This is a genomic window from Pseudomonas asplenii (genome assembly GCF_001293465.1).
GTDB lineage: Bacteria > Pseudomonadota > Gammaproteobacteria > Pseudomonadales > Pseudomonadaceae > Aquipseudomonas > Aquipseudomonas fuscovaginae_B.
This window is the reverse complement of the sequence record NZ_JSYZ01000007.1, coordinates 384922-403623: the sequence shown is the minus strand read 5'-3', so window position 1 is coordinate 403623 and position 18702 is coordinate 384922. Positions and strand designations below refer to the sequence as shown.

Genomic DNA, 18702 nt, shown 5'->3' with positions numbered 1-18702 from the left:
GGTCCCCATTTTTCGTTTTTAATAGTGTTTAAAGATTGTGCTGCTGGAAGTGTTCCTGTTGTTCAGTCGGTTCTGATGTTATCTCTTGATGACTTGGGGCGAACACCGAGAACCAAGCCTTTTTCCATGTGCTCAGTGATGCGGGCTGAGAGGGCTTCACGCTCCTCTGCGCTGGGCAAGCTGGACAGCAGTTTTGCTGCTTGCGCACGTTTGTAGTTTTCGAAGTTTCTGTCGTCGACGTCGTAAGGGATTCCGTGTATCTTGGGTTTTATCAATAGTTTTCCGGGGGTTTGATTGAAGGCCAGCTCCAGCAGGGTCGGGTTGTTGTTTTTTATTGTCCGGATGCTTTTATTGTCGGTAACGGTGATTTCTGGTTTTAGCCAACTGCCTGCGGCCATTCTGGTTCTTGCATCGCCATTTTTTTTGGGCCAACTTGTCAACTCAGTCCAGCCACTGCCTGTCTCGTTGCGCATTATCGTTTTCTTCAGCGTCTTCTCGTTGGAGGCATTGACGCCCAGTCTGGAGGTGTAGAACTTTGTTGTGCTGTTAGCGCTTTTTATTCGCCAGAGATCAGGAAGCACCGTGCGGGGGCTTGGAGTTGAAATGTGTCCATCGCGATCTACTCGATTGACGGGGTCAGCCAGGCAATACAGATAGCTGTTTATGCCGCCAGCACCAAAAGGGCTCCAGCTGTCCGGGCTATTGAAACGCATCAATACCGGATTGAAGACACGATAGCCACTACCCAGCGGATAGTGCCCAGTGATCGGATCGGCTCTTTCACCCTTGAAGCCCAGCAAGTTGCCCAGGTCACTCGTTATCTTGCCATGACCATAGGGGGTATAGGCGATGGGGTGGTCGATGGCGCCTCGGAGGGTTTTCAGCACCGAGCGTTGCGAGTCTGTGGCCAGTAGCCAGGTGTCCTGGGCATTATCCTGGCGCTGTTGCTGAGCCAGTAACTGGTTGTCGTGTTGAAAAAAACGGGTCTGTTTAGCGCCCTGGATCTCGTTGGCCAGGCGGCTTTCGCAGTAGAAACGCAGGAGATTGGCTTGGTTTGATACAGCGCAGTCGATCAGGCGATCCAGTGGATCGTAGTGATAGCGACACAGTAGGGTTTCGCGGGGGAGCGTCAGCATTGGCCAGACTCCAGGCAGGGTCGAAACTGCTGTGCCGAGTGTGGGCTTTTTCCGGGTCATTGCCTACTGGCAGAACTATCAGGTTCGTACCCCTGCTTGCAGAGCTATCGACTGCCTGATCCCCAGTCTGCTGATCGATGCTGACAGCCCCACCGATGTGCTCCACGCCAACGCCGAGAAACGGGGACGCGAGAAACGGGGACGGATTTATTTTCTCCGGTAATGCTCCGCAGCGAGGCCCGTTGACAAGAACAGATCGTTTCGTGGGCGAGGTGGAGAGTATTGTTGAAACGTTGTCCGGAGCGGCCGAAGCGAGGCTCGGGAAATAAATCCGTCCCCGTTTTTTCCGTCCCCGTTTTTTCCGTCCCCGTTTTTTCCTTTTTTGTCGAGCTAGCGGCGCTGATGCTGACTTTATCTTCTTTATTTGCCGTGCCAGCCAGGGCGTCCGAAAAACGGTCTTTTGGAGGGGGTGAGTAGAGGGCGGCTTTGTTGAGGAAGAATTATGTGTCTGTGGGCTTGGAAGTCCGTTGATATTCATGTCTTATATTTTCTCTTGAGTTGGCTGGCTTAGGGGTTAATTACCAGAAGGTCGATAGAGGGTGACTTCAGGTTCAATGTTGCTTTGTGAGCCAAGAGAGGGCGAGGCCACTGTCTGTCTGCCAGATTCAGGCTGGGGAGAAGTGGTCGTCGCTTTCCTGATTGGAAGAAAAGGTGCTGTTCTTTTGTAAGTGGATATTTAATATCTTCTGGAGGGGTTTAATAACTGGATGAACGGATAGGTTTTTTATTATTTGGAAATAATGAAGTTCGCTCTGAAGTTGCGTGTGAATATACGTAGGGAGTGGCCGTAGCATAAAGACTACAAAACAGATGTTTACGCGGTGAAGGGAAGTGAGGAGGAGGGGGCGAACCTGAAGTGCTTGCAGTGTGCTGACGTGCCCATTCGCGGTTAAACCCACTCCCACACGACCGCGTCGTGATGAATGGCACCCGCCGAAAACTTTTCGCAGCCAGCGGACTTTTCACGCAGCCAGCGGACAGCCCCAGTCACGCAACCGCCCGAAGATGTCCCCACGTCAACGACTGGAGACATCGCAATGAAGGGACATTACGTCAACGTCCGCTCGGATTCCGGCGAGCAGTTCCAGGCCTACCTGGCCACATCCATCGATGGCCGCGGCCCGGGCGTGGTGCTCTGCCAGGAGATCTTCGGAGTCAACGCCGCCATGCGCGAAGTGGCGGACCAGTTGGCCGAGGAAGGCTACACGGTGCTGGTACCGGACCTGTACTGGCGCCAGGAGGCCGGGGTGGATCTGGGCTACAACGAAGCCGATTTCCAACGCGCCTTCGCCCTTTACCAGGCCTTTGACGAAGGCCACGGCATCCGCGACATCGCCGCCAGCCTGCGCCATTTGCGTGGCCTGGACGCCTGCAGCGCAGAAGGTCTCGGCGTGGTCGGCTACTGCCTGGGGGGCAAGCTTGCCTACCTCGCCGCCTGTCGCCTGCCGGAAGTGGCCTGTGCCGTCGGCTACTACGGGGTGGGCATCGAGCAGGCCCTGAATGAACTCGAAGGCCTGAGTGGTCGCCTGGTCCTGCACTTCGCCGAACGGGATCAGTTCTGCCAGGCCGACGCCCGCGAGTCGATCATCGCCGCGTTGCAGCAGGCGCCGGGCACCGAAGCCTATGTCTACCCGAATGTCGATCATGCCTTCGCCCGTCCTGCCGGCGATCACTTTCACAAGCCTTCGGCACTGCTCGCCCACGAGCGCACCATCGCCGCGCTGCGCCGTACCATCGGCCCGGACTACAACCTGTCGGCACTGTGGGAAGAACATATCCGCCACGAGTTCGATACCCGTGACGTGCCCGCGACCATGGCGACCATGGTGCCCCAGCCTTACGTCAACCATATCCCGACCATGACCGGTGGCGTCGGCTACCGCGAGCTGGCGCGTTTCTATCGCTACCACTTCGTGCATGGCAACCCGCAGGACATGAGCCTGACGCCGATCTCGCGCACCGTGGGGGCCTCGCAGATCGTCGACGAGTTCATCATGAGCTTCACCCACGACCGTGAGATCGACTGGCTGCTGCCGGGCGTGGCCCCCACCGGGCGTTTTGTCGAGATTCCGATGCTAGGCGTGGTCAAGTTCCGCGGGCCGAAGCTCTATCACGAGCATATCTACTGGGACCAGGCCAGCGTGCTGGTGCAGATCGGCCTGCTCGACCCCACCGGCCTGCCGGTGGCCGGGGCGGTGACCGCGCACAAGCTGCTCGATGAAAGCCTGCCGTCGAACACGCTGATGCCCAGTTGGGCCGCCAGCGCCGACCTGCCGATCGAGGGTTGAGCCATGTCCATGAACCTGCAGGACAAGGTGGCGCTGATCAGTGGCGGCGCGACCCTGATCGGTGTCGCCGTCGCCGAGGCGCTGGTCGCCGCCGGCGCCCGGGTGGCGCTGCTGGATATCGATCCCAGGGGCGCCGAGGTGGCGGCGGGCCTGGCCGACAACGGCCTGTTCGTGGCAGTGGACCTGACCGACGATGCCGCTCTCGGCGACGCGGTGGGGCAGGTCCGGCAACGCTGGGGCCGGATCGACCTGGTGATCAACCTGGCTTGCACCTACCTCGACCAGGGCATCGCCTCCGACCGCAGTGAGTGGCTGCGCGCCCTCGACATCAACCTGGTGTCGGCGGTGCAACTGGTGCGTACGGTGCACGCCGACCTCAAGGCCAACGGCGGCGTGGTGATCAATTTCACCTCGATTTCCGCCGGCTGTGCCCAGACCGGGCGCTGGCTCTACCCGGTGTCCAAGGCCGCCTTGCAGCAGCTGACCCGGTGCATGGCCATGGACCTGGCCGCCGATGGCATCCGGGTCAACTCGGTGTCGCCGGGCTGGACCTGGTCGCGGGTGATCGCCGAAGTCAGCGGCGGCGACCGTGACAAGGCCGACCGGGTGGCCGCCGACTATCACCTGCTCGGACGCCTCGGCGATCCGGCCGAAGTGGCCCAGGTGGTGGCCTTCCTCTGTTCGCCGGCGGCCAGCTTCGTCACTGGCGCGGACTACGCGGTGGATGGCGGCTACTCGGTGATGGGACCGGAGCGCAACCAGCCCGCCATTGCGCGGCTGGCCGAATAGAGCCGTTTTGCTCGCGCCGGGTGCGCGGGCTTTTTCTTCAAGACATTCGAACAACAGGAGACACTCCATGCGTCGCACCGCTATCGTCGGGGCCGGACAAGCCGGCCTGCAACTGGGCCTCGGGCTGCTTGCCCAGGGCTACCAGGTGAGCATCACCACCAACCGCACCGCCGAGCAGATCCGCGCCGGCAAGGTCATGTCCAGCCAGTGCATGTTCAACACCGCCTTGCAGACCGAACGCGACCTGGGCCTGAACTTCTGGGAAGAACAGTGCCCCGCGGTGGAAGGCATCGGCCTGACCGTGCCCAACCCGCAGCAGCCGGGCAGCAAGCTGATCGACTGGAGCGCGCGCCTGGAGCGTTACGCCCAGGCGGTGGACCAGCGCCTGAAGATGCCGGCGTGGATGGACGAGTTCGTCCGCCGTGGCGGCGAGCTGCAGATCGAGGACGTCGGCATCGCCGAACTGGAACGCCTGGCCGCCAGCCACGACCTGGTGCTGCTGGCCGCCGGCAAGGGCGAGATCGTCAACCAGTTCCCCAAGGACGCCGAGCGCACCCGCTTCAACCAGCCGCAACGGGCCCTGGCCCTGACCTATGTGAAGGGCATGACGCCGATGTCGCCGTACTCGCGGGTGGCCTTCAACCTGATTCCCGGGGTGGGCGAGTACTTCGTGTTCCCGGCGCTGACCCTGAGCGGGCCGTGCGAAATCATGGTTTTCGAAGGTATCCCCGGCGGTCCGATGGACTGCTGGCAGGACGTGCAGACCCCCGAGCAGCATCTGCAACGCAGCCTGGAGATCGTGCGCCGTTATGTGCCGTGGGAAGCCGAGCGCTGCCGCCATGTCGAGCTGACCGATGCCGGCGGCGTGCTGGCCGGGCGCTTCACGCCGATGGTGCGCAAGCCGGTGCTGGAGCTGCCCTCGGGTCTGCCGGTGTTCGGCATGGCCGATGCCCTGGTGGTCAACGACCCGATCACCGGGCAGGGCTCCAACAACGCCGCCAAGTGCAGCAAGGTCTACCTCGACGCCATCCTCGCCCACGGTGACCAGCCGTTCACCCCGCAGTGGATGGTGCAGACCTTCGAGCGCTACTGGGACTACGCCCAGCACGTGGTCGGCTGGACCAACAGCATGCTGCTGCCACCGCCTGAGCATCTGTTGCAGTTGCTCGGCGCCGCCGGGCAGTCGCAGGCCCTGGCTTCGGTCATCGCCAACAACTTCGACGATCCGCGCCGCTTCGCCCCGTGGTGGTTCGATGCCCAGGCCTGCCAGGCCTTCATCGCCAAGGTTTCGCCCGTGGCCGCCTGAGGAGTGATGGATATGAACGCAATGCACCTGCCTCTGGACCTGATCGCCGCCGACAGCAGCGAGCCCCGCGCCCTGCGCAACCTGCTCGGCCAGTTCGCCACCGGGGTCACCGTGATCACCACCCGTGGCGTCGACGGGCGCAAGGTCGGCATGACCGCCAACTCGTTTTCCTCGGTGTCCCTGGACCCGCCGCTGGTGCTCTGGAGCCTGGCGCGTACGGCGCCGAGCGTGAGCGACTTCCTCGCCGCCAGCCACTTCGCCATCAACGTGCTGGGCAGCGACCAGCACGGCCTGTCCGGTCACTTTGCGCGGCCGGCGGCGGACAAGTTCGCCGGCATCGAGCATGTCGAGGCCACGGCGGGCGTGCCGCTGCTGGACGGCGCCATCGCCACCCTGGTGTGTCGCAACCTGACCCAGTACGAGGGCGGCGACCACCTGATCTTCCTCGGTGAAATCGAGCACTACCGACACAGCGGCGGAGAACCGCTGGTCTTCCACGCCGGGCAGTACCGGGTCGCCGTCGCGCACCCCGAACTCGGCCGTTGAGTCTCCTGCCTCTTACAACAACATTCGGGTCTGTACGAAATGTCTTCAACGCCGCCTGGGCGAGCGCAGATGCATTTCCTACAGAGCCAAGGAGCCTTGCATGAACAACATCCGTAACCTGGCCTGTGCCCTCGCGCTCGGCAGTGGTGCCGCCCAGGCCTATGACCTGCCGGTGGTCAACCTCGGCCTCACCAGCTTTCTCGACGGCGGCCTGCCGGCGGGGCCGGGCTGGTACCTGCAGCAGTACTTCCAGAACTACAGCGCCAACCGCCTGGTGGACAAGAACGGCGACAAGCTGGGCTTGCCCAGGACCGAGCTGGATTACCAGGTCGCGGTCACCCAGGTCAGCTACCTCTCGGACCTGCGCCTGGGCAACGCCAGCCTCGGCCTGAACACCGTGTTGCCCATCGTGACCAAAATGAAGGTCGACGATGGTCTCGACAACGCGGCCCTGAAGGAGCAGGGCGGGGTCGGCGACTGGCTGATCGGCCCGTTCATCCAGTTCGACCCGATCATGGGCAAGGACGGTCCGCTGTTCGTGCACCGCATCGAACTGCAGGTCAACCTGCCCACCGGCGAGTACAGCGACAAGAAGGACATCAACCCCGGCAACAACGCGGTGTCGTTCAACCCCTACTGGGCGGCGACCTACTGGTTCACCCCGAACTGGACGGCCTCGGTGCGTGCCCACTACCTGTACAACTTCAAGAACCACGACCCCGGCTACGGCTTCGGCGATGCCAGCGATATCCAGGCCGGCCAGGCCCTGCACGCCAACTTCGCCACCGACTACGCGGTCACCCCGCAACTGCGCCTGGGCATCAACGGCTACTGGCTCAAGCAGATCAGCGACACCCGGGTCGACGGCCACGAAGTCTCCGGGCGCCGGGAAAAGGTCTGGGCCATCGGGCCGGGGGCGATGTACAGCTTCTCCAAGGACGATCACCTGGTGTTCAACGCCTATTTCGAACAGGACGTGGAAAACCGCCCCGACGGCTCGCGGCTGCAGGTGCGTTATATCCACCACTTCTGATCGGCTCCTGGGCGTCAGTCTTCATCAGCGTTTGGCCTGCCCTGAGTGGCAGGCCTTTTTTTTGAGTTTGAGGGAGTGCCATGGATTTCGATGCATTGATCTGCCGGACCGACCTGCAGGGGCGGCTGGTGTTTTTCAACGAGGCTTTCTGCCAGGCCCATGGGCTCACCCCGACCGCCGTGCAGCAGACGTCCCTCGATGACCTTCTGCATCCGCAGGTGCCGCGGCGCCTGGTCGAGCACCTGTACCAGACCCTCGGCCGCGGCCGGCCCTGGCTGGGGCCGTTGTGCCACCGGCGCGGCGACGCTGGCGAGCTATGGCTGGAGCTGTACATCAAGCCGGTGCATGGGGCCACGGGTATCAGTGGTTACGGGGCGGTCTTCCTGCCCCTGGACGAGGCGGGCATCGGGCAGGCGCGTCGGGGTTATCGGCGTATCGCCCGGCATGGCGCGCCGGGCGGCGCGTCCTGGTGGCGCTGGTTGTCCGCGGCGGCTGGCGGCTTGCTGCCGCAGGGGTTGCTGCGACGACGCCTTGCCGGTCTGCTGGATGATCACGGCAAAGTCTGCGCCGATCCCTGGTTGGCCGGTTTTCTCGGCGGCGAGAGCAGCCTGGCCCGGGTCGCCTGGGGCCTGCGCAGCGAAGAGCGGCGCCTGCAGGCGGCACTGGTGCGTATCGCTGGCTCCGGGGCCGGGCTGGGCGGACAGGCCCGGGACATGGCCGGGATGATCCGCGAGGAGGCGCTGCAATTGGATCGCCAGCGCGAGGCCAACCAGCAGGTGGCCACGGCGCTGCATGAGCTGGCGGCGACCATCCAGGAAGTGACGCGCAATGTTCAGTTCGCCAGCCAGTCCACCAGCGAGGCCAGCAGCCTGGCCAGCGGCGGTGAGCGACAGGCGCGGGAGGCGGGCGAGGCGCTGGGCACGCTGGAGCAGGCCATCGGTACCAGCGCCCGCGCGACCCGGGAGGTGGCGCAGGAGGTGGAAGCCATCGGCGGGTTCACCAGCCTGATCGATGCCATTGCCAGCCAGACCAATCTGCTGGCGCTCAATGCCGCCATCGAAGCCGCCCGTGCGGGTGAGGCGGGGCGCGGCTTCAGTGTGGTGGCCGATGAGGTGCGGCAACTGGCGGCGCGGACCCAGGAGGCCACGGCACGCATCCGGCCGTTGCTCGAGCGCCTGGAGCAGGCCAACGGCCGCAACCGCGAGGTCGCCCGGCAGTGCGAGGAACTGGCCCGGGCCGGCGCCGGCCGGGTGCAGGCGGTGGCCAGCGCCCTGAGCGCGGTCGCCGGGCAATTGCAGAGTGTGGACAGCCTCGGGCAGCAGATCGCCGTGGCCATGCATGAGCAGGAGCAGGTGGTGCAACTGCTGGATGAACAGTTGCAGGGCAATGTCGAGGCCATCGGGCGCAGCGTGGAGCAGGCGAGGAGGGTGGAGGGGGTGAGCGGGGAGTTGACGCGGCAGTCGGAGAGCCTGTTGAGCCTGGCGCATTACTTCGATCGCTGACGCCCTTCTGTAGAGCGCGGCGTTTCGGGCCGCCGAACCGCCGCGCTGCTGTGAGGACCGGTGCCGCGACTCAATGCCCCTGCAACGCCCGAGGCCGCTGGCTGCGCTCCTGGTCATCGGCATGGGTGGCCGCCTGCAGGGCGAAGTCGAAGGTCATCTGCGCACAGCGCCCGTTCACGCCGTGCACGCCGTTCTCGCTGAACGTCACTTCCCCCACCAGCCCGTCCCGGGTGGCATAGGCAAAGTCATCCCACAGGTACTGGTCACCCGAGAGGTTGATCTGGGTGGTCAGGTGCCGGTAACCCGGTGCCGAGATGAAGAAGTGCACATGGGCCGGCCGCTGGCCGTGACGGCCCAACTGGTTCAGGCATTCCTGGGTCGGGCCCTGCGGGTTGCAGCCATAGCCGCTGGGCACGATGCTGCGGGCGCGGTAGCGGCCCTCGGCGTCGGTGATGATGCGCCGGCGCAGGTTGTACTCCGACTGGCTCTGGTCGAAGTACGAGTAGTTGCCCTGGGTATTGGCATGCCACAAGTCGACGGTGGCCCCGGCGATCGGCGCGCCGTTCAGGTCCAGCACCCGGCCCTCGAGGAACATCACCGTGGCCTGGCCGTCCTCGCTGCCGTCGTCCATGCGCGTTTCACCTTCGGCAATCGGCGCACCGGCCACGTACAGCGGCCCTTCGATGGTCCGCGGCGTGCCACCGACCTTGCCGGCCTGGGCGTCGCGGGCATCGGCGAGCAGGTCGAGGAAGTGCTCCAGGCCCAGCCCGGCCACCAGCAGCCCGGCCTCGTTCTTCCCGCCGAGGCGGTTGAGGTAGTCCACGGCGGTCCAGAATTCGTCATCGCTGATCTGCAGGTCCTCGATCAACCGCGCGGCGTCCTGCAGCACCCGCAGAATGATGCGCTTGATCCGCGGGTTGCCGTTGTCGTTGCGGTAGCCGGCGGCTTCTTCGAAAAAGCGCTGCACGTCGGCGTTCTGGGAAATGGCTACGGTCATGATGTTTGCCTCTGTTGTTGTGATTGTTCGGGTTAACGTCGGGTCGTTGCGCTTTGCAGGAATTTCTCGGCGTAGATCTGCACCTCGCCCGGTGCCTGGTCGGCGACCCAGCCTTTCACCGCCTCCACCATCGGCGGCGGGCCGCACAGGTACATGTCGAAGGGTTCGGCGTTCAGGCGCGCGGCGTCGAAGTGCTCGTGGATATAGCCGCGGCGGCCGTTCCAGTCCGTGCCGGGCTGGCTCACCACCGGGGTGAACTCGAAGCCGGGAATGCGCTGGCACAGCGCTTCCAGACGCGCGGTCTCGCACAGGTCGGCTTCCTGGTTGACCCCGTAGAACAGTTGGATCGGGTACGAACAGTCGCCGCGCTCGGCGATCTCGTCGAGCATGCCGAGGAAGGCCGACAGGCCGGTGCCGCCCGCCACCATCACCAGCGGCCGCTCCACCTGACGCAGGTAGAAGCTGCCCAGTGGCGCCTCCAGTTGCATCGCCATACCGGGCACGCAGTGTTCGCGCAGGAAGTTGCTCATCACCCCGTCCGGCAGCAGGCGGATCAGGAACTGCAACTGGTTGCCGGCATTCGGCCGGTTGGCGAAGGAATAGGCGCGCCACTGGTCGGTGCCCGGTACCTGCAGGCGGGCGTACTGGCCTGGCAGGAACTGCAGGGTGTCGGCCTGGGCGCTGGCGTCCAGGTGGAGGATGGCGGTGCTGGCCGAGACCTGTTCGACCCGCAGCACCGTGCTCTGCAAGCGCAGCGGCTCGCCGGCATGGCAGTGGCTGGAGTCGTGGTCGAAATAGAACGTGGCGTCGGACTGCACGCGGGTCTGGCAGGCGAGCATCTTGCGCTGCGCCAGGTCGCGGGCGCTGAGGGCTTCGTCGTCGACGTATTCCTGCTCGTAGCGCCCGGATTCGCAGCGGCCCTGGCAGGTGCCGCAGACCCCTTCGCGGCAGTCCAGCGGCAGGCTGATGCCCTGGCGCAGGGCGGCGTCCAGCAGCAGCTCGCCAGGCTTGACGGCGATGAAGAAGGTCTTGCCGTCGGCAAAGCTGAGGGCAACGTTATGGGTCATGGCGGCAGCCCTCAGAGGTGATAGAAGTCCAGCACGGAATCGATGGTGTCGTTGAGCAGCAGCACGTGCTTGCGGCGGATGCGCAAGTCCGTACCGTCCTGGCGCAGCAGGTAGGTGCAGTGGCCGAAGAAACTGCCCTGGCGCCCCTGGCGGGCGTACAGGGTTTGCCAGGCGACGCGGGCCTCGAACTGCCCGTCCTCCAGTTCGCGCACCCGCAGGTTGCTGATCTGGTGCAGGGTGCGCGGGTGCGGCGTGGACGCCGCGGACTTGCCGGTGCGCAGGCGGAACACCCGGTCTTCGAGGCCGGAACGGTCCTCGTAGTAGATGTACGAGAGGCCCTGGTTGGGGTCTTCGACGTAGCGGTGCTCGCTTTCCCACTGCGGCAGGTGGAACACGCTGTCCGGGTCGAACAGCTCCAGGTAGGCGTCCCAGTCCTGGGCATCGCAAAGCTCGGCCTTGCGCAACAGAAACTGCTCGATGGTGTAGTGCAGGGAGAGGTTCATGCTTGGACTTCCTTCGGTTGCAGGGCGCGACGGGCCAGGCCTTCGAGCAGCAGGCGCTGCCAGGTGCCGTGCTGGTTGACGTAGAGGCCTTCGTGGGTGAATTCGCGACCGGTCAGCACCGGCCGGATACCCAGGGCTTCGCTGTTGGGCGTGGCGCCCTCGGTCCAGCGGTGATGGCCACGGGAGATATCGCTCCAGCGTTCCAGGCGGGCCTGGAAGCCGCGCTGCTGTTCGCGGAACTCCACCAGGTCGTCCGGCGTGCCCATGCCCGAGACGTTGAAGAAATCCTCGAACTGGCGGATGCGATTGCGCCGGTCGGCCGCAGACTCGCCCTTGACCCCGATGCACTGGCTGATCACTTCGGTCTTGTTCCAGGCCACCGGGCGCACGATGCGCAACTGCGAGCTGATCTGGTCCATGAAGAACAGGCTGGGGTAGATGTTCAGGTTGCGCAGGCGGTGCATCATCCACTCGGCGCGGACCTGCCCGTATTCCTCCACCAGCCTTGGCATGACGCTGGCATAGCCGGGGCGCACGGCGGGGTTGGGCATATCGCTGAACAGCACGCTGTGGCCGTTGTGGAAACTGAACCAGCCGTCGTCGGTTTCCGCATCGCCCGCGCCCAGCTTGCTGTAGTCCAGGGTGCTGTCACCCTGGCCCTTTTGCGCGTTGACCTGCTGGCGGTGCTGCACCGTGGACACGTAGTTGTAGTGCACGGTGGACACGTGGTAGCCGTCCAGGCCGTTCTCGTTCTGCAGCTTCCAGTTGCCGTCGTAGGTGTAGGTGGACTTGCCTGCCAGCACTTCGAGTTCACCGGTGGGCGACTGGGCCACCATCATGTCGAAGAAGATCCGCGCATCGCCCAGGAAGTCCTCCAGCGAGTCGCTGGCGTGGGTGTCCAGGCTGATGAAGACGAAGCCCTTGTAGCTCTCGATCCGTGCCTTGCGCAGGCCGCGGGTGGCCTTGTCGAAGCCTTCCGGGTATTCGCCGGGGGCCTTGACCTTCACCAGGCGGCCGTCGCTCTTGTAGCACCAGGCGTGGAACGGACAGGTGAAGGTGGACTGGTTGCCCGCGCCCTGGCGGGTCAGGGTGGCGCCGCGGTGCTGGCAGGCGTTGATCAGCGCATGCAGCTCGCCGTTGCCATCGCGGGTGATGATCATCGGCTGGCGCCCGGCGCGCAGGGTGATGAAGTCGTTGGGGTTGGCGATTTCGCTTTCGTGACAGGCGTAGATCCACTGCTTCTCGAAAATCAGCTCCATCTCCAGGTCGAACAGTTGCGGCTCGGTGAAGATATCGCGGGCGACGCGGTAGATGCCCTCGACGGGGCGAAAGTCCAGGCAGCCCTGGACGTAGTCTTGCCATTGGCTCGGGGTGCGGGCGCTCATCGGGCGTGTCCTCGTTGTTGGAGTTCTGTGCCGGATTGAAGCGCTGGCGGCGAGGTCGCTCTAGCCGTTTAGTGGGCGTTGACCAGCCATTTCTTCCGCCCTTGCAGAGCGCGGATGACGGCGGGGCAAATAGCTGCACAAAATGGATAGTGGGACGGGGCGTTGTCGCCGGACAATCGAGCCAGTCCACCGAGCCGAGGAGACGCCCATGCACCGCGCCATTGCCACCCTGCATAACCGCTGCGCCGAACTGACCCAGGCGCAGCAATGGATGAGCGCCATCTGTGGCCCGCACCAGTTGCGTTCCCGGCACCCCGAACAGCTCTGTTTCAGCCACCTCGGCACGCGCCTGCCGGCGCTGGGCACGGTGCTGGGGCGCATCGCCTACGGCACGGCGGTGAATATCGGTATCCGCTCGCTCGACGCCTACAGCATCAGCCTGCCGCTGCGCGGGCGGCAGCGTTTGCGCAGCGGCCGCGACCAGGTGCGTTCCGATGCGGGCTGCGGGCTGGTGGTGTCACCGCTGGAAGCCCACTCGCTGGAGCTGGGCGGCGACTGCGAGAAGCTTCAGGTGGTGGTGCATCGGCGGGCGCTGGAGGAGGTGGCCGAGGAAATGCTGCAGCGGCCATTGCGCGAGCCGATCCGCTTTCGGGCGCAAATGGATATTGGCCGCGAGGAAGTGGCGGCCTGGTGGCTGAGCGTGCGCCAGTTGCTGGACAACTGGCCGCAGCTCAGCGCGCTGTACGCCCAGCCGCGTCTGGCCCGGGACATGGAAGGCCTGCTGATCCGCGCGCTGCTGCTGGCGCAGCCGAACAACTACTCCGATGAACTGGAGCAGGGCGGGCAGGAGCGGATTCCGCACTACCTGGTGCGTGCCCGGCAGTTTCTTCAGGACCATGCCCGCGAGGCGCTGCGCCTGGACGATCTGGAGCAGGTGGCCGGGGTCTCGCGGGAGAAACTCTACGATGCGTTTCGCCGTCATCACGGGCTCACGCCGATGGCCTATCTCAAGCATTACCGACTGACCGCGGTGCGCAGCGCGTTGTTGAGTGGCGGGGCGGCGGCGAGTGTGTCGAGTGTGGCGCTGGAGTGGGGATTCGGGCACCTGGGGCGGTTTGCCAGTGATTACCGCAAGGCGTTCGGGGAGTCGCCGTCCGGAACCCTGGCGCGCTTGCGCTGAGGCCCCTCTTTCAGACCGTCTTGAGAGCCCTCGCAGGGGGGGGGGCCTCAAGACGGTCGCCAGGGCATCGGGTGGTCACGACACCCGAAAGCGCCGTGTCGCCGAAGGCAGCTCCCCATACCGCCGCTTGTACTCCTGGGCGAACCGCCCCAGGTGGGCAAATCCCCATTTGAACGCCACCTCCGTCACTGACGCCTGTTCATTGCGCGTCAGTTCTTCATGCACCCGCTCCAGGCGCAGCTCGCGCATGTAGGCCATCGGGCTGGTATTGCGAAAACTGCGGAAGCCGGCAAACAGCGTGCGCACGCTGACCCCGGCCTGCTCGGCCAGCGATTCGACGCTGAGGGGCTCGTGCAGGTGCTCGCGGATGTAGGCCTCGGTGCGCTTGATGAAGTAGGGCGAGATGCTCTTTTCCGCCGGGCGCTCCAGATTGTCCAGGGCGCTGTGGGGCTGCCCGTAGAGCAGGGAATTGAGCAGCGCCGATTCGAACTGCTTGAGCACCAGCGGCTGGTGCAGCGGGTGCTCCGCGCTGCCGATGGCGTGGACCAGGGTGTTGAGCAACTGCAGGAAATAGGCGGCCCCGGGGCGCGAGAAATCCAGGCGCGGATCGAATTGCGGCAGGCGCTGGCTGGCCTGGGGGATGTGCTGGCGGCAGTGGTAGGCCATGTCGGCCTGCTCGATGCGCAGGGTCAGCTGCGGCGAGTGCCCCTGCCAGCGCATCCGCGCCGGCAGGGTCGGCGACAGCAGCGAGGCCACCAGCGGCGAGGATTCGAATTCCAGCCCCTCGCAGCGGATCAGCGCGCCGCCCTGGATGGGGATCTGGATCAGGTAGAAATCCTCCAGGCGTCCGGGGTCGATATCCACTTCCGTGGCGTACTCCAGCCGGCTCAGTGCCAGGCCGCCGCGGGTCACATGGTGCATGCAGGCGCCAACCGCCTCGCTGGTGTGCACCGCAACCAGCTCGTGCGGCTTGAAGATGCGCCCGACACTGGTCCGCACGCTGTCCAGGTCGTAATGCAGGAACAACTGGTTCTGTTCAGTGAAAAGCTGCAAATCACTGAAGCACTCACCGCTCGCAAGGCTTGCTTCGATGGAGATCATTGTCACCTCTCGTTACACAGGCAACCACGTCTGCACGCTTTCGGGCACCGGCTTCTGCAGTAACCGGATAGTCGTTGCAGTGTCCGGATAATGCCCGGGCGGCAGTGTGATCCTTGGTGCCGATCACCGTCGGCTTATCCCTCTCTCAGCAAGGAACAGACCAACCTGGATGTTGATCGTCGCGCGAGCGGGGATCGAACGCAGGTGACGACGAGGTTATGGCGCCCGTTCCGCGAGCAGTGCCTCGATCAATTCCAGGCAACGCTGCAACACCGGATTTGCTTCGTCCTTGCGTCGACTGAGGATGATCGGGCTCACCGCATCCCGATCGCTCACCCCGGTGTATTCCAGATCCGCCCGATGCTGCTGGCGCACCGACGCCGGGGCCAGGGTCACCCCCAGCCCGGCAGACACCAGCCCCAGCGCCGTCTGCAGTTCATTGCTCCACTGCCCGACCTTCACGCTCAAGCCATGGTGGGCGAACAGCGCCAGGACATGGTCGGCATAGCTGGGGCGTGGCGTGGCCGGATACAGCACGAAGGCCTCCCCGGCCAGTTGCGCCAGGCTCGGCGTCGTGCCACCCAGCGCATGCCCGCGCGGCAGCACCGCCACCAGCGGGTCCTCGTACAGCACCCGCTGCTCGATGGCCGGATCATCGATGCGAATGCGCCCGAAGCCGATATCGATACGCCCGGCCTTGAGCGCTTCGACCTGCTGCAGCGTGGTCATCTCGACCAGGTCCAGTTGCAACTCGGCGTCGCTGCGCAGCGCTCGGGTCAGCTCTGGCAACAGTCCATACAGAGTCGAGGGCGCAAAGCCGATTCCCAGCCAGTGTCGCTGCCCCTGGCCGATGCGCCGGGTGGTGGCGCCGATCTGTTCCAGTTGCTGGAGCAGGGTGCCGGTCTGTTCATAGAAATAGCGTCCGGCATCGGTCAGGCGCAGTGGCCGCCCGCGCTCGAGCAGCAGGGTGCCGAGTTCTTCTTCCAGTTGGCCGATCTGCCGGCTCAGCGGCGGCTGGGCCATGTGCAGGCGTTCGGCGGCGCGGGTGAAGTTCAGGGTTTCGGCGAGCGCCTTGAAGTAACGCAAGTGGCGAAGCTCCATCAGACTTCCTGGGTATGGTGGCAGAGGTAATCGATATTGGATTGCTCGCCGCCAACAGGCAATCCTTTGCCCACCCATTGAACGACAACGGCGGCGCAGGGGCGCCGTCGGCCACAAGGTGCCCAGGCAAATGAGCAATGCAGTGATCGAACAGGTACAGGCGGTCATCGTCGACCTGCCCACCATCCGCCCCCACAAGCTGGCGATGCACACCATGCAGCAGCAGACCCTGGTGATCCTGCGCCTGCGCTGCAGCGATGGCATCGAGGGTATCGGCGAAGCCACCACCATCGGCGGCCTGTCCTACGGCTATGAAAGCCCGGAAAGCATCAAGGCCAATATCGACAGCCACCTGGCCCCGGCCCTGATCGGCCTGGCCGCGGACAATATCAACGCCGCCATGCTCAAGCTGGACAAGATCGCCAAGGGCAACACCTTCGCCAAGTCCGGCCTGGAAAGTGCCTTGCTCGATGCCCAGGGCAAGCGCCTCGGCCTGCCGGTCAGCGAACTGCTCGGTGGTCGCGTGCGCGACAGCCTGGAAGTGGCCTGGACCCTGGCCAGCGGCGACACCGCCCGGGATATCGGTGAAGCCGAGCAGATGCTGGAACGGCGCCGGCACCGCATCTTCAAGCTGAAGATCGGCGCCAATCCGTTGGAACAGGACCTCAGGCATGTGATCGCGATCAAGCGGGCCCTGGGCGATTGCGCCAGCGTGCGCGTCGACGTCAACCAGTATTGGGACGAGTCCCAGGCCATCCGCGGCTGCCAGGTGCTGGGCGACAACGGCATCGACCTGATCGAGCAGCCGATCTCCCGGGTCAACCGCTCCGGCCAGGTGCGCCTGAACCAGCGCAGCCCCGCACCGATCATGGCCGACGAATCCATCGAAAGCGTCGAGGACGCCTTCAGCCTCGCCGCCGACGGCGCCGCCAGTATCTTCGCCCTGAAGATCGCCAAGAACGGCGGACCCCGTGCCGTGCTACGCACCGCGCAGATCGCCGAGGCGGCGGGTATCGCCCTGTATGGCGGGACCATGCTTGAAGGCTCGGTCGGCACCCTGGCTTCGGCCCACGCCTTCCTCACCCTGCGCCACTTGACCTGGGGCACCGAGCTGTTCGGGCCCTTGCTGCTGACCGAGGAAATCGTCCGCGAAGCGCCGGTCTATCGCGATTTCCAGCTGCACGTACCGCGTACCCCCGGCCTCGGCCTGACCCTCGACGAGGCGCAACTGTCGCGCTTTGCCCGCCGCTAAGAGCTAAGACAAGAAGGAAACGACCATGCTGTTCCACGTGAAGATGACCGTAAAACTGCCGCAGGACATGGACCCGGCCAGGGCCGCGCAACTGAAGGCCGACGAAAAGGCACTGGCCCAGCGCCTGCAGCGCGAGGGCACCTGGCGCCACCTCTGGCGGATCGCCGGGCACTACGCCAACTACAGCGTGTTCGACGTGCCCAGCGTCGAGGCGCTGCATGACACGCTGATGCAGCTGCCGTTGTTCCCCTATATGGATATCGAGGTTGACGGCCTGTGCCGGCATCCGTCGTCGATCCACGAGGATGATCGGTGAGGGGATGAAGCCCGGTGAAGGAGTTCCAGCCAGGCTCGCGGAGCATGGCTGGATGACTGGCGGCGATGAAGTCAGGAAAGGGCGATGCCGAGTCGACCGGTCAACTCGGCCATTCGCGGGTCGTTCCTCAGGCTCTCCAGGAACTCTTGATGGAGCCTTTCGTTGGTTGAGCGGGAGTTGAGGGCGGCGTAGGTCGATTCGTCGTCGATCAGGCCGTTGCGCTCGAACAGGGCATCCCTGTGAGATTGCAGCAGCGAGAAGTACTCATCGACTTCTCCCGACGAAAGATTCGAGAACTTCGCCTCATCTTTGATCGCTGATTTCCCATCCGGCAGGAATATGATTTCGACCGTGAGTGCATACCTGTAGCGTACCCGCCGTTCATTGTCTGCGGACTGCCCTCAGCGCGGCATGAAATCCTTCTGCCACTGATGTGGAATCCTCAGCGCGATCAGCCCCAGCACCGCGGCGATCGCCGCACTGACCACCAGCGCCTGCACGCCCATCTGGCGCTCCAGCATGGCGCCAAACACTGCACCCACCAGCATGCCGCTCCAGGGCACCAGCTGCACCCGCCAGCCATCGCGCTTTTCGCCGAGCAGCCGGCGCCCCAGGCCGCGGCCGAAGCGGGACAGGGCGCCGGTAACGTAGGTCAGGCCGATCGGCAGGCCGTTGACCTGTTCGACGGCGGCATTGAGCATGCCCATGGCAATGATCGCGGTCAGCAAGGCCGGCACGCGAGTGTTGAACGGCAGTATCGCGGCGATGCAGAGCAGGGTGGAAACGCACAGCAGCAACGGCAGCGAGCGCCTGCCGCCGACGCGTCCGGCCAGCACGCCCAGCACGTTGCCGGCGATGAACGCCATCACCGCCGCGACCAGGCGCAGCACCATCGACAGGTCCCCCTCGCTGACGGCCACCGCCAGGCGCGTGGTGTTGCCGCTCATGAACGAGACGAAGTCGCCCGTGGCGAGAAAGCCGATGGCGTCGGTCATGCCGGCGAGGAAGGACAGGCAGGCCACCAGGGCCAGTCCGACCCGGCCGCGCAGACGGCGCAGGTGCAAACGGTTGCCGGAAAGAAGAGGGGCTGATGGAAGCATCCGCTGGGCTCCTGACTGGACGGTGGACGGCAAGCGGCTG

The 18702-nt window shown here is 64.7% G+C and carries 17 protein-coding genes and 1 pseudogene; 10 read left to right on the top strand and 8 right to left on the bottom strand.

Features of this window, described 5'->3' with window-relative positions:
* Positions 1–62 precede the first annotated feature (62 nt).
* Positions 63–1136, bottom strand: a complete 1074-nt coding sequence (locus PF66_RS11615) for an RHS repeat-associated core domain-containing protein (protein ID WP_054062779.1) — start codon at positions 1134–1136, stop codon at positions 63–65.
* 1097 nt (positions 1137–2233) lie between these two features.
* Between PF66_RS11615 and PF66_RS11610 the strand changes: the two genes are divergently transcribed.
* The 7 genes and pseudogenes from PF66_RS11610 (at position 2234) to PF66_RS33905 (ending at position 8660) form a co-directional block, all read left to right on the top strand.
* The gene (locus PF66_RS11610; RefSeq protein WP_054062778.1) at positions 2234–3484 is read left to right on the top strand and encodes a dienelactone hydrolase family protein; all 1251 of its coding nucleotides are present in this window, start codon (positions 2234–2236) and stop codon (positions 3482–3484) included.
* A gap of 3 nt (positions 3485–3487) precedes the next feature.
* Positions 3488–4273, top strand: a complete 786-nt coding sequence (locus tag PF66_RS11605) for an SDR family oxidoreductase (RefSeq protein WP_054062777.1) — start codon at positions 3488–3490, stop codon at positions 4271–4273.
* A 67-nt stretch (positions 4274–4340) separates the two neighbouring features.
* On the top strand, positions 4341–5579 hold the full coding sequence (locus PF66_RS11600; protein WP_054062776.1) for a styrene monooxygenase/indole monooxygenase family protein: 1239 nt from the start codon (positions 4341–4343) through the stop codon (positions 5577–5579).
* Positions 5580–5591: 12 nt separating this feature from the next.
* Positions 5592–6125: a flavin reductase family protein gene (locus PF66_RS11595; protein WP_054056397.1), complete on the top strand. Its 534-nt coding sequence runs from the start codon at positions 5592–5594 to the stop codon at positions 6123–6125.
* 100 nt (positions 6126–6225) lie between these two features.
* Positions 6226–7158 (top strand): SphA family protein, encoded by a 933-nt coding sequence (locus PF66_RS11590; protein ID WP_054062775.1) that lies wholly within the window; start codon positions 6226–6228, stop codon positions 7156–7158.
* Between the two features lie 80 nt (positions 7159–7238).
* Positions 7239–7517, top strand: a pseudogene (locus tag PF66_RS33910) (PAS domain-containing protein); the annotation flags it as partial.
* A 354-nt stretch (positions 7518–7871) separates the two neighbouring features.
* Positions 7872–8660: a methyl-accepting chemotaxis protein gene (locus tag PF66_RS33905; RefSeq protein ID WP_425357894.1), complete on the top strand. Its 789-nt coding sequence runs from the start codon at positions 7872–7874 to the stop codon at positions 8658–8660.
* Positions 8661–8730: 70 nt separating this feature from the next.
* Here PF66_RS33905 and catA read toward each other — a convergent pair whose 3' ends face one another.
* The 4 genes from catA to antA are packed head-to-tail and all read right to left on the bottom strand — an operon-like array spanning position 8731 to position 12612.
* Positions 8731–9657, bottom strand: coding sequence for a catechol 1,2-dioxygenase (gene catA / locus PF66_RS11580; RefSeq protein WP_054059440.1), 927 nt, complete (start codon positions 9655–9657; stop codon positions 8731–8733).
* 32 nt (positions 9658–9689) lie between these two features.
* Positions 9690–10724 (bottom strand): anthranilate 1,2-dioxygenase electron transfer component AntC, encoded by a 1035-nt coding sequence (antC, locus tag PF66_RS11575; protein WP_054062773.1) that lies wholly within the window; start codon positions 10722–10724, stop codon positions 9690–9692.
* An 11-nt stretch (positions 10725–10735) separates the two neighbouring features.
* On the bottom strand, positions 10736–11227 hold the full coding sequence (gene antB / locus PF66_RS11570) for an anthranilate 1,2-dioxygenase small subunit (protein WP_054059442.1): 492 nt from the start codon (positions 11225–11227) through the stop codon (positions 10736–10738).
* Complete coding sequence (antA, locus tag PF66_RS11565; RefSeq protein WP_054059443.1) at positions 11224–12612, bottom strand: anthranilate 1,2-dioxygenase large subunit; 1389 nt, start codon at positions 12610–12612, stop codon at positions 11224–11226. The genes antB and antA overlap by 4 nt, the downstream gene beginning before the upstream one ends.
* A gap of 208 nt (positions 12613–12820) precedes the next feature.
* On the opposite strand from antA, the gene PF66_RS11560 reads away from it, so the two are divergent.
* A complete protein-coding gene (locus PF66_RS11560) occupies positions 12821–13792 on the top strand; it encodes an AraC family transcriptional regulator (RefSeq protein WP_054059444.1) in 972 nt (323 codons plus the stop codon).
* A 75-nt stretch (positions 13793–13867) separates the two neighbouring features.
* Here PF66_RS11560 and PF66_RS11555 read toward each other — a convergent pair whose 3' ends face one another.
* The gene (locus PF66_RS11555) at positions 13868–14893 is read right to left on the bottom strand and encodes an AraC family transcriptional regulator (protein WP_054062772.1); all 1026 of its coding nucleotides are present in this window, start codon (positions 14891–14893) and stop codon (positions 13868–13870) included.
* Between the two features lie 216 nt (positions 14894–15109).
* A complete protein-coding gene (locus tag PF66_RS11550) occupies positions 15110–15994 on the bottom strand; it encodes a LysR family transcriptional regulator (RefSeq protein WP_054062771.1) in 885 nt (294 codons plus the stop codon).
* Between the two features lie 130 nt (positions 15995–16124).
* Between PF66_RS11550 and PF66_RS11545 the strand changes: the two genes are divergently transcribed.
* Together PF66_RS11545 and catC are read left to right on the top strand one after the other, a co-directional pair.
* Positions 16125–17246: a muconate cycloisomerase family protein gene (locus tag PF66_RS11545; RefSeq protein WP_054059447.1), complete on the top strand. Its 1122-nt coding sequence runs from the start codon at positions 16125–16127 to the stop codon at positions 17244–17246.
* 25 nt (positions 17247–17271) lie between these two features.
* A complete protein-coding gene (gene catC, locus PF66_RS11540; protein ID WP_054059448.1) occupies positions 17272–17562 on the top strand; it encodes a muconolactone Delta-isomerase in 291 nt (96 codons plus the stop codon).
* Between the two features lie 401 nt (positions 17563–17963).
* Here catC and PF66_RS11535 read toward each other — a convergent pair whose 3' ends face one another.
* On the bottom strand, positions 17964–18662 hold the full coding sequence (locus PF66_RS11535) for a YoaK family protein (protein ID WP_054062770.1): 699 nt from the start codon (positions 18660–18662) through the stop codon (positions 17964–17966).
* Between the last annotated feature and the right edge of the window lie 40 nt (positions 18663–18702).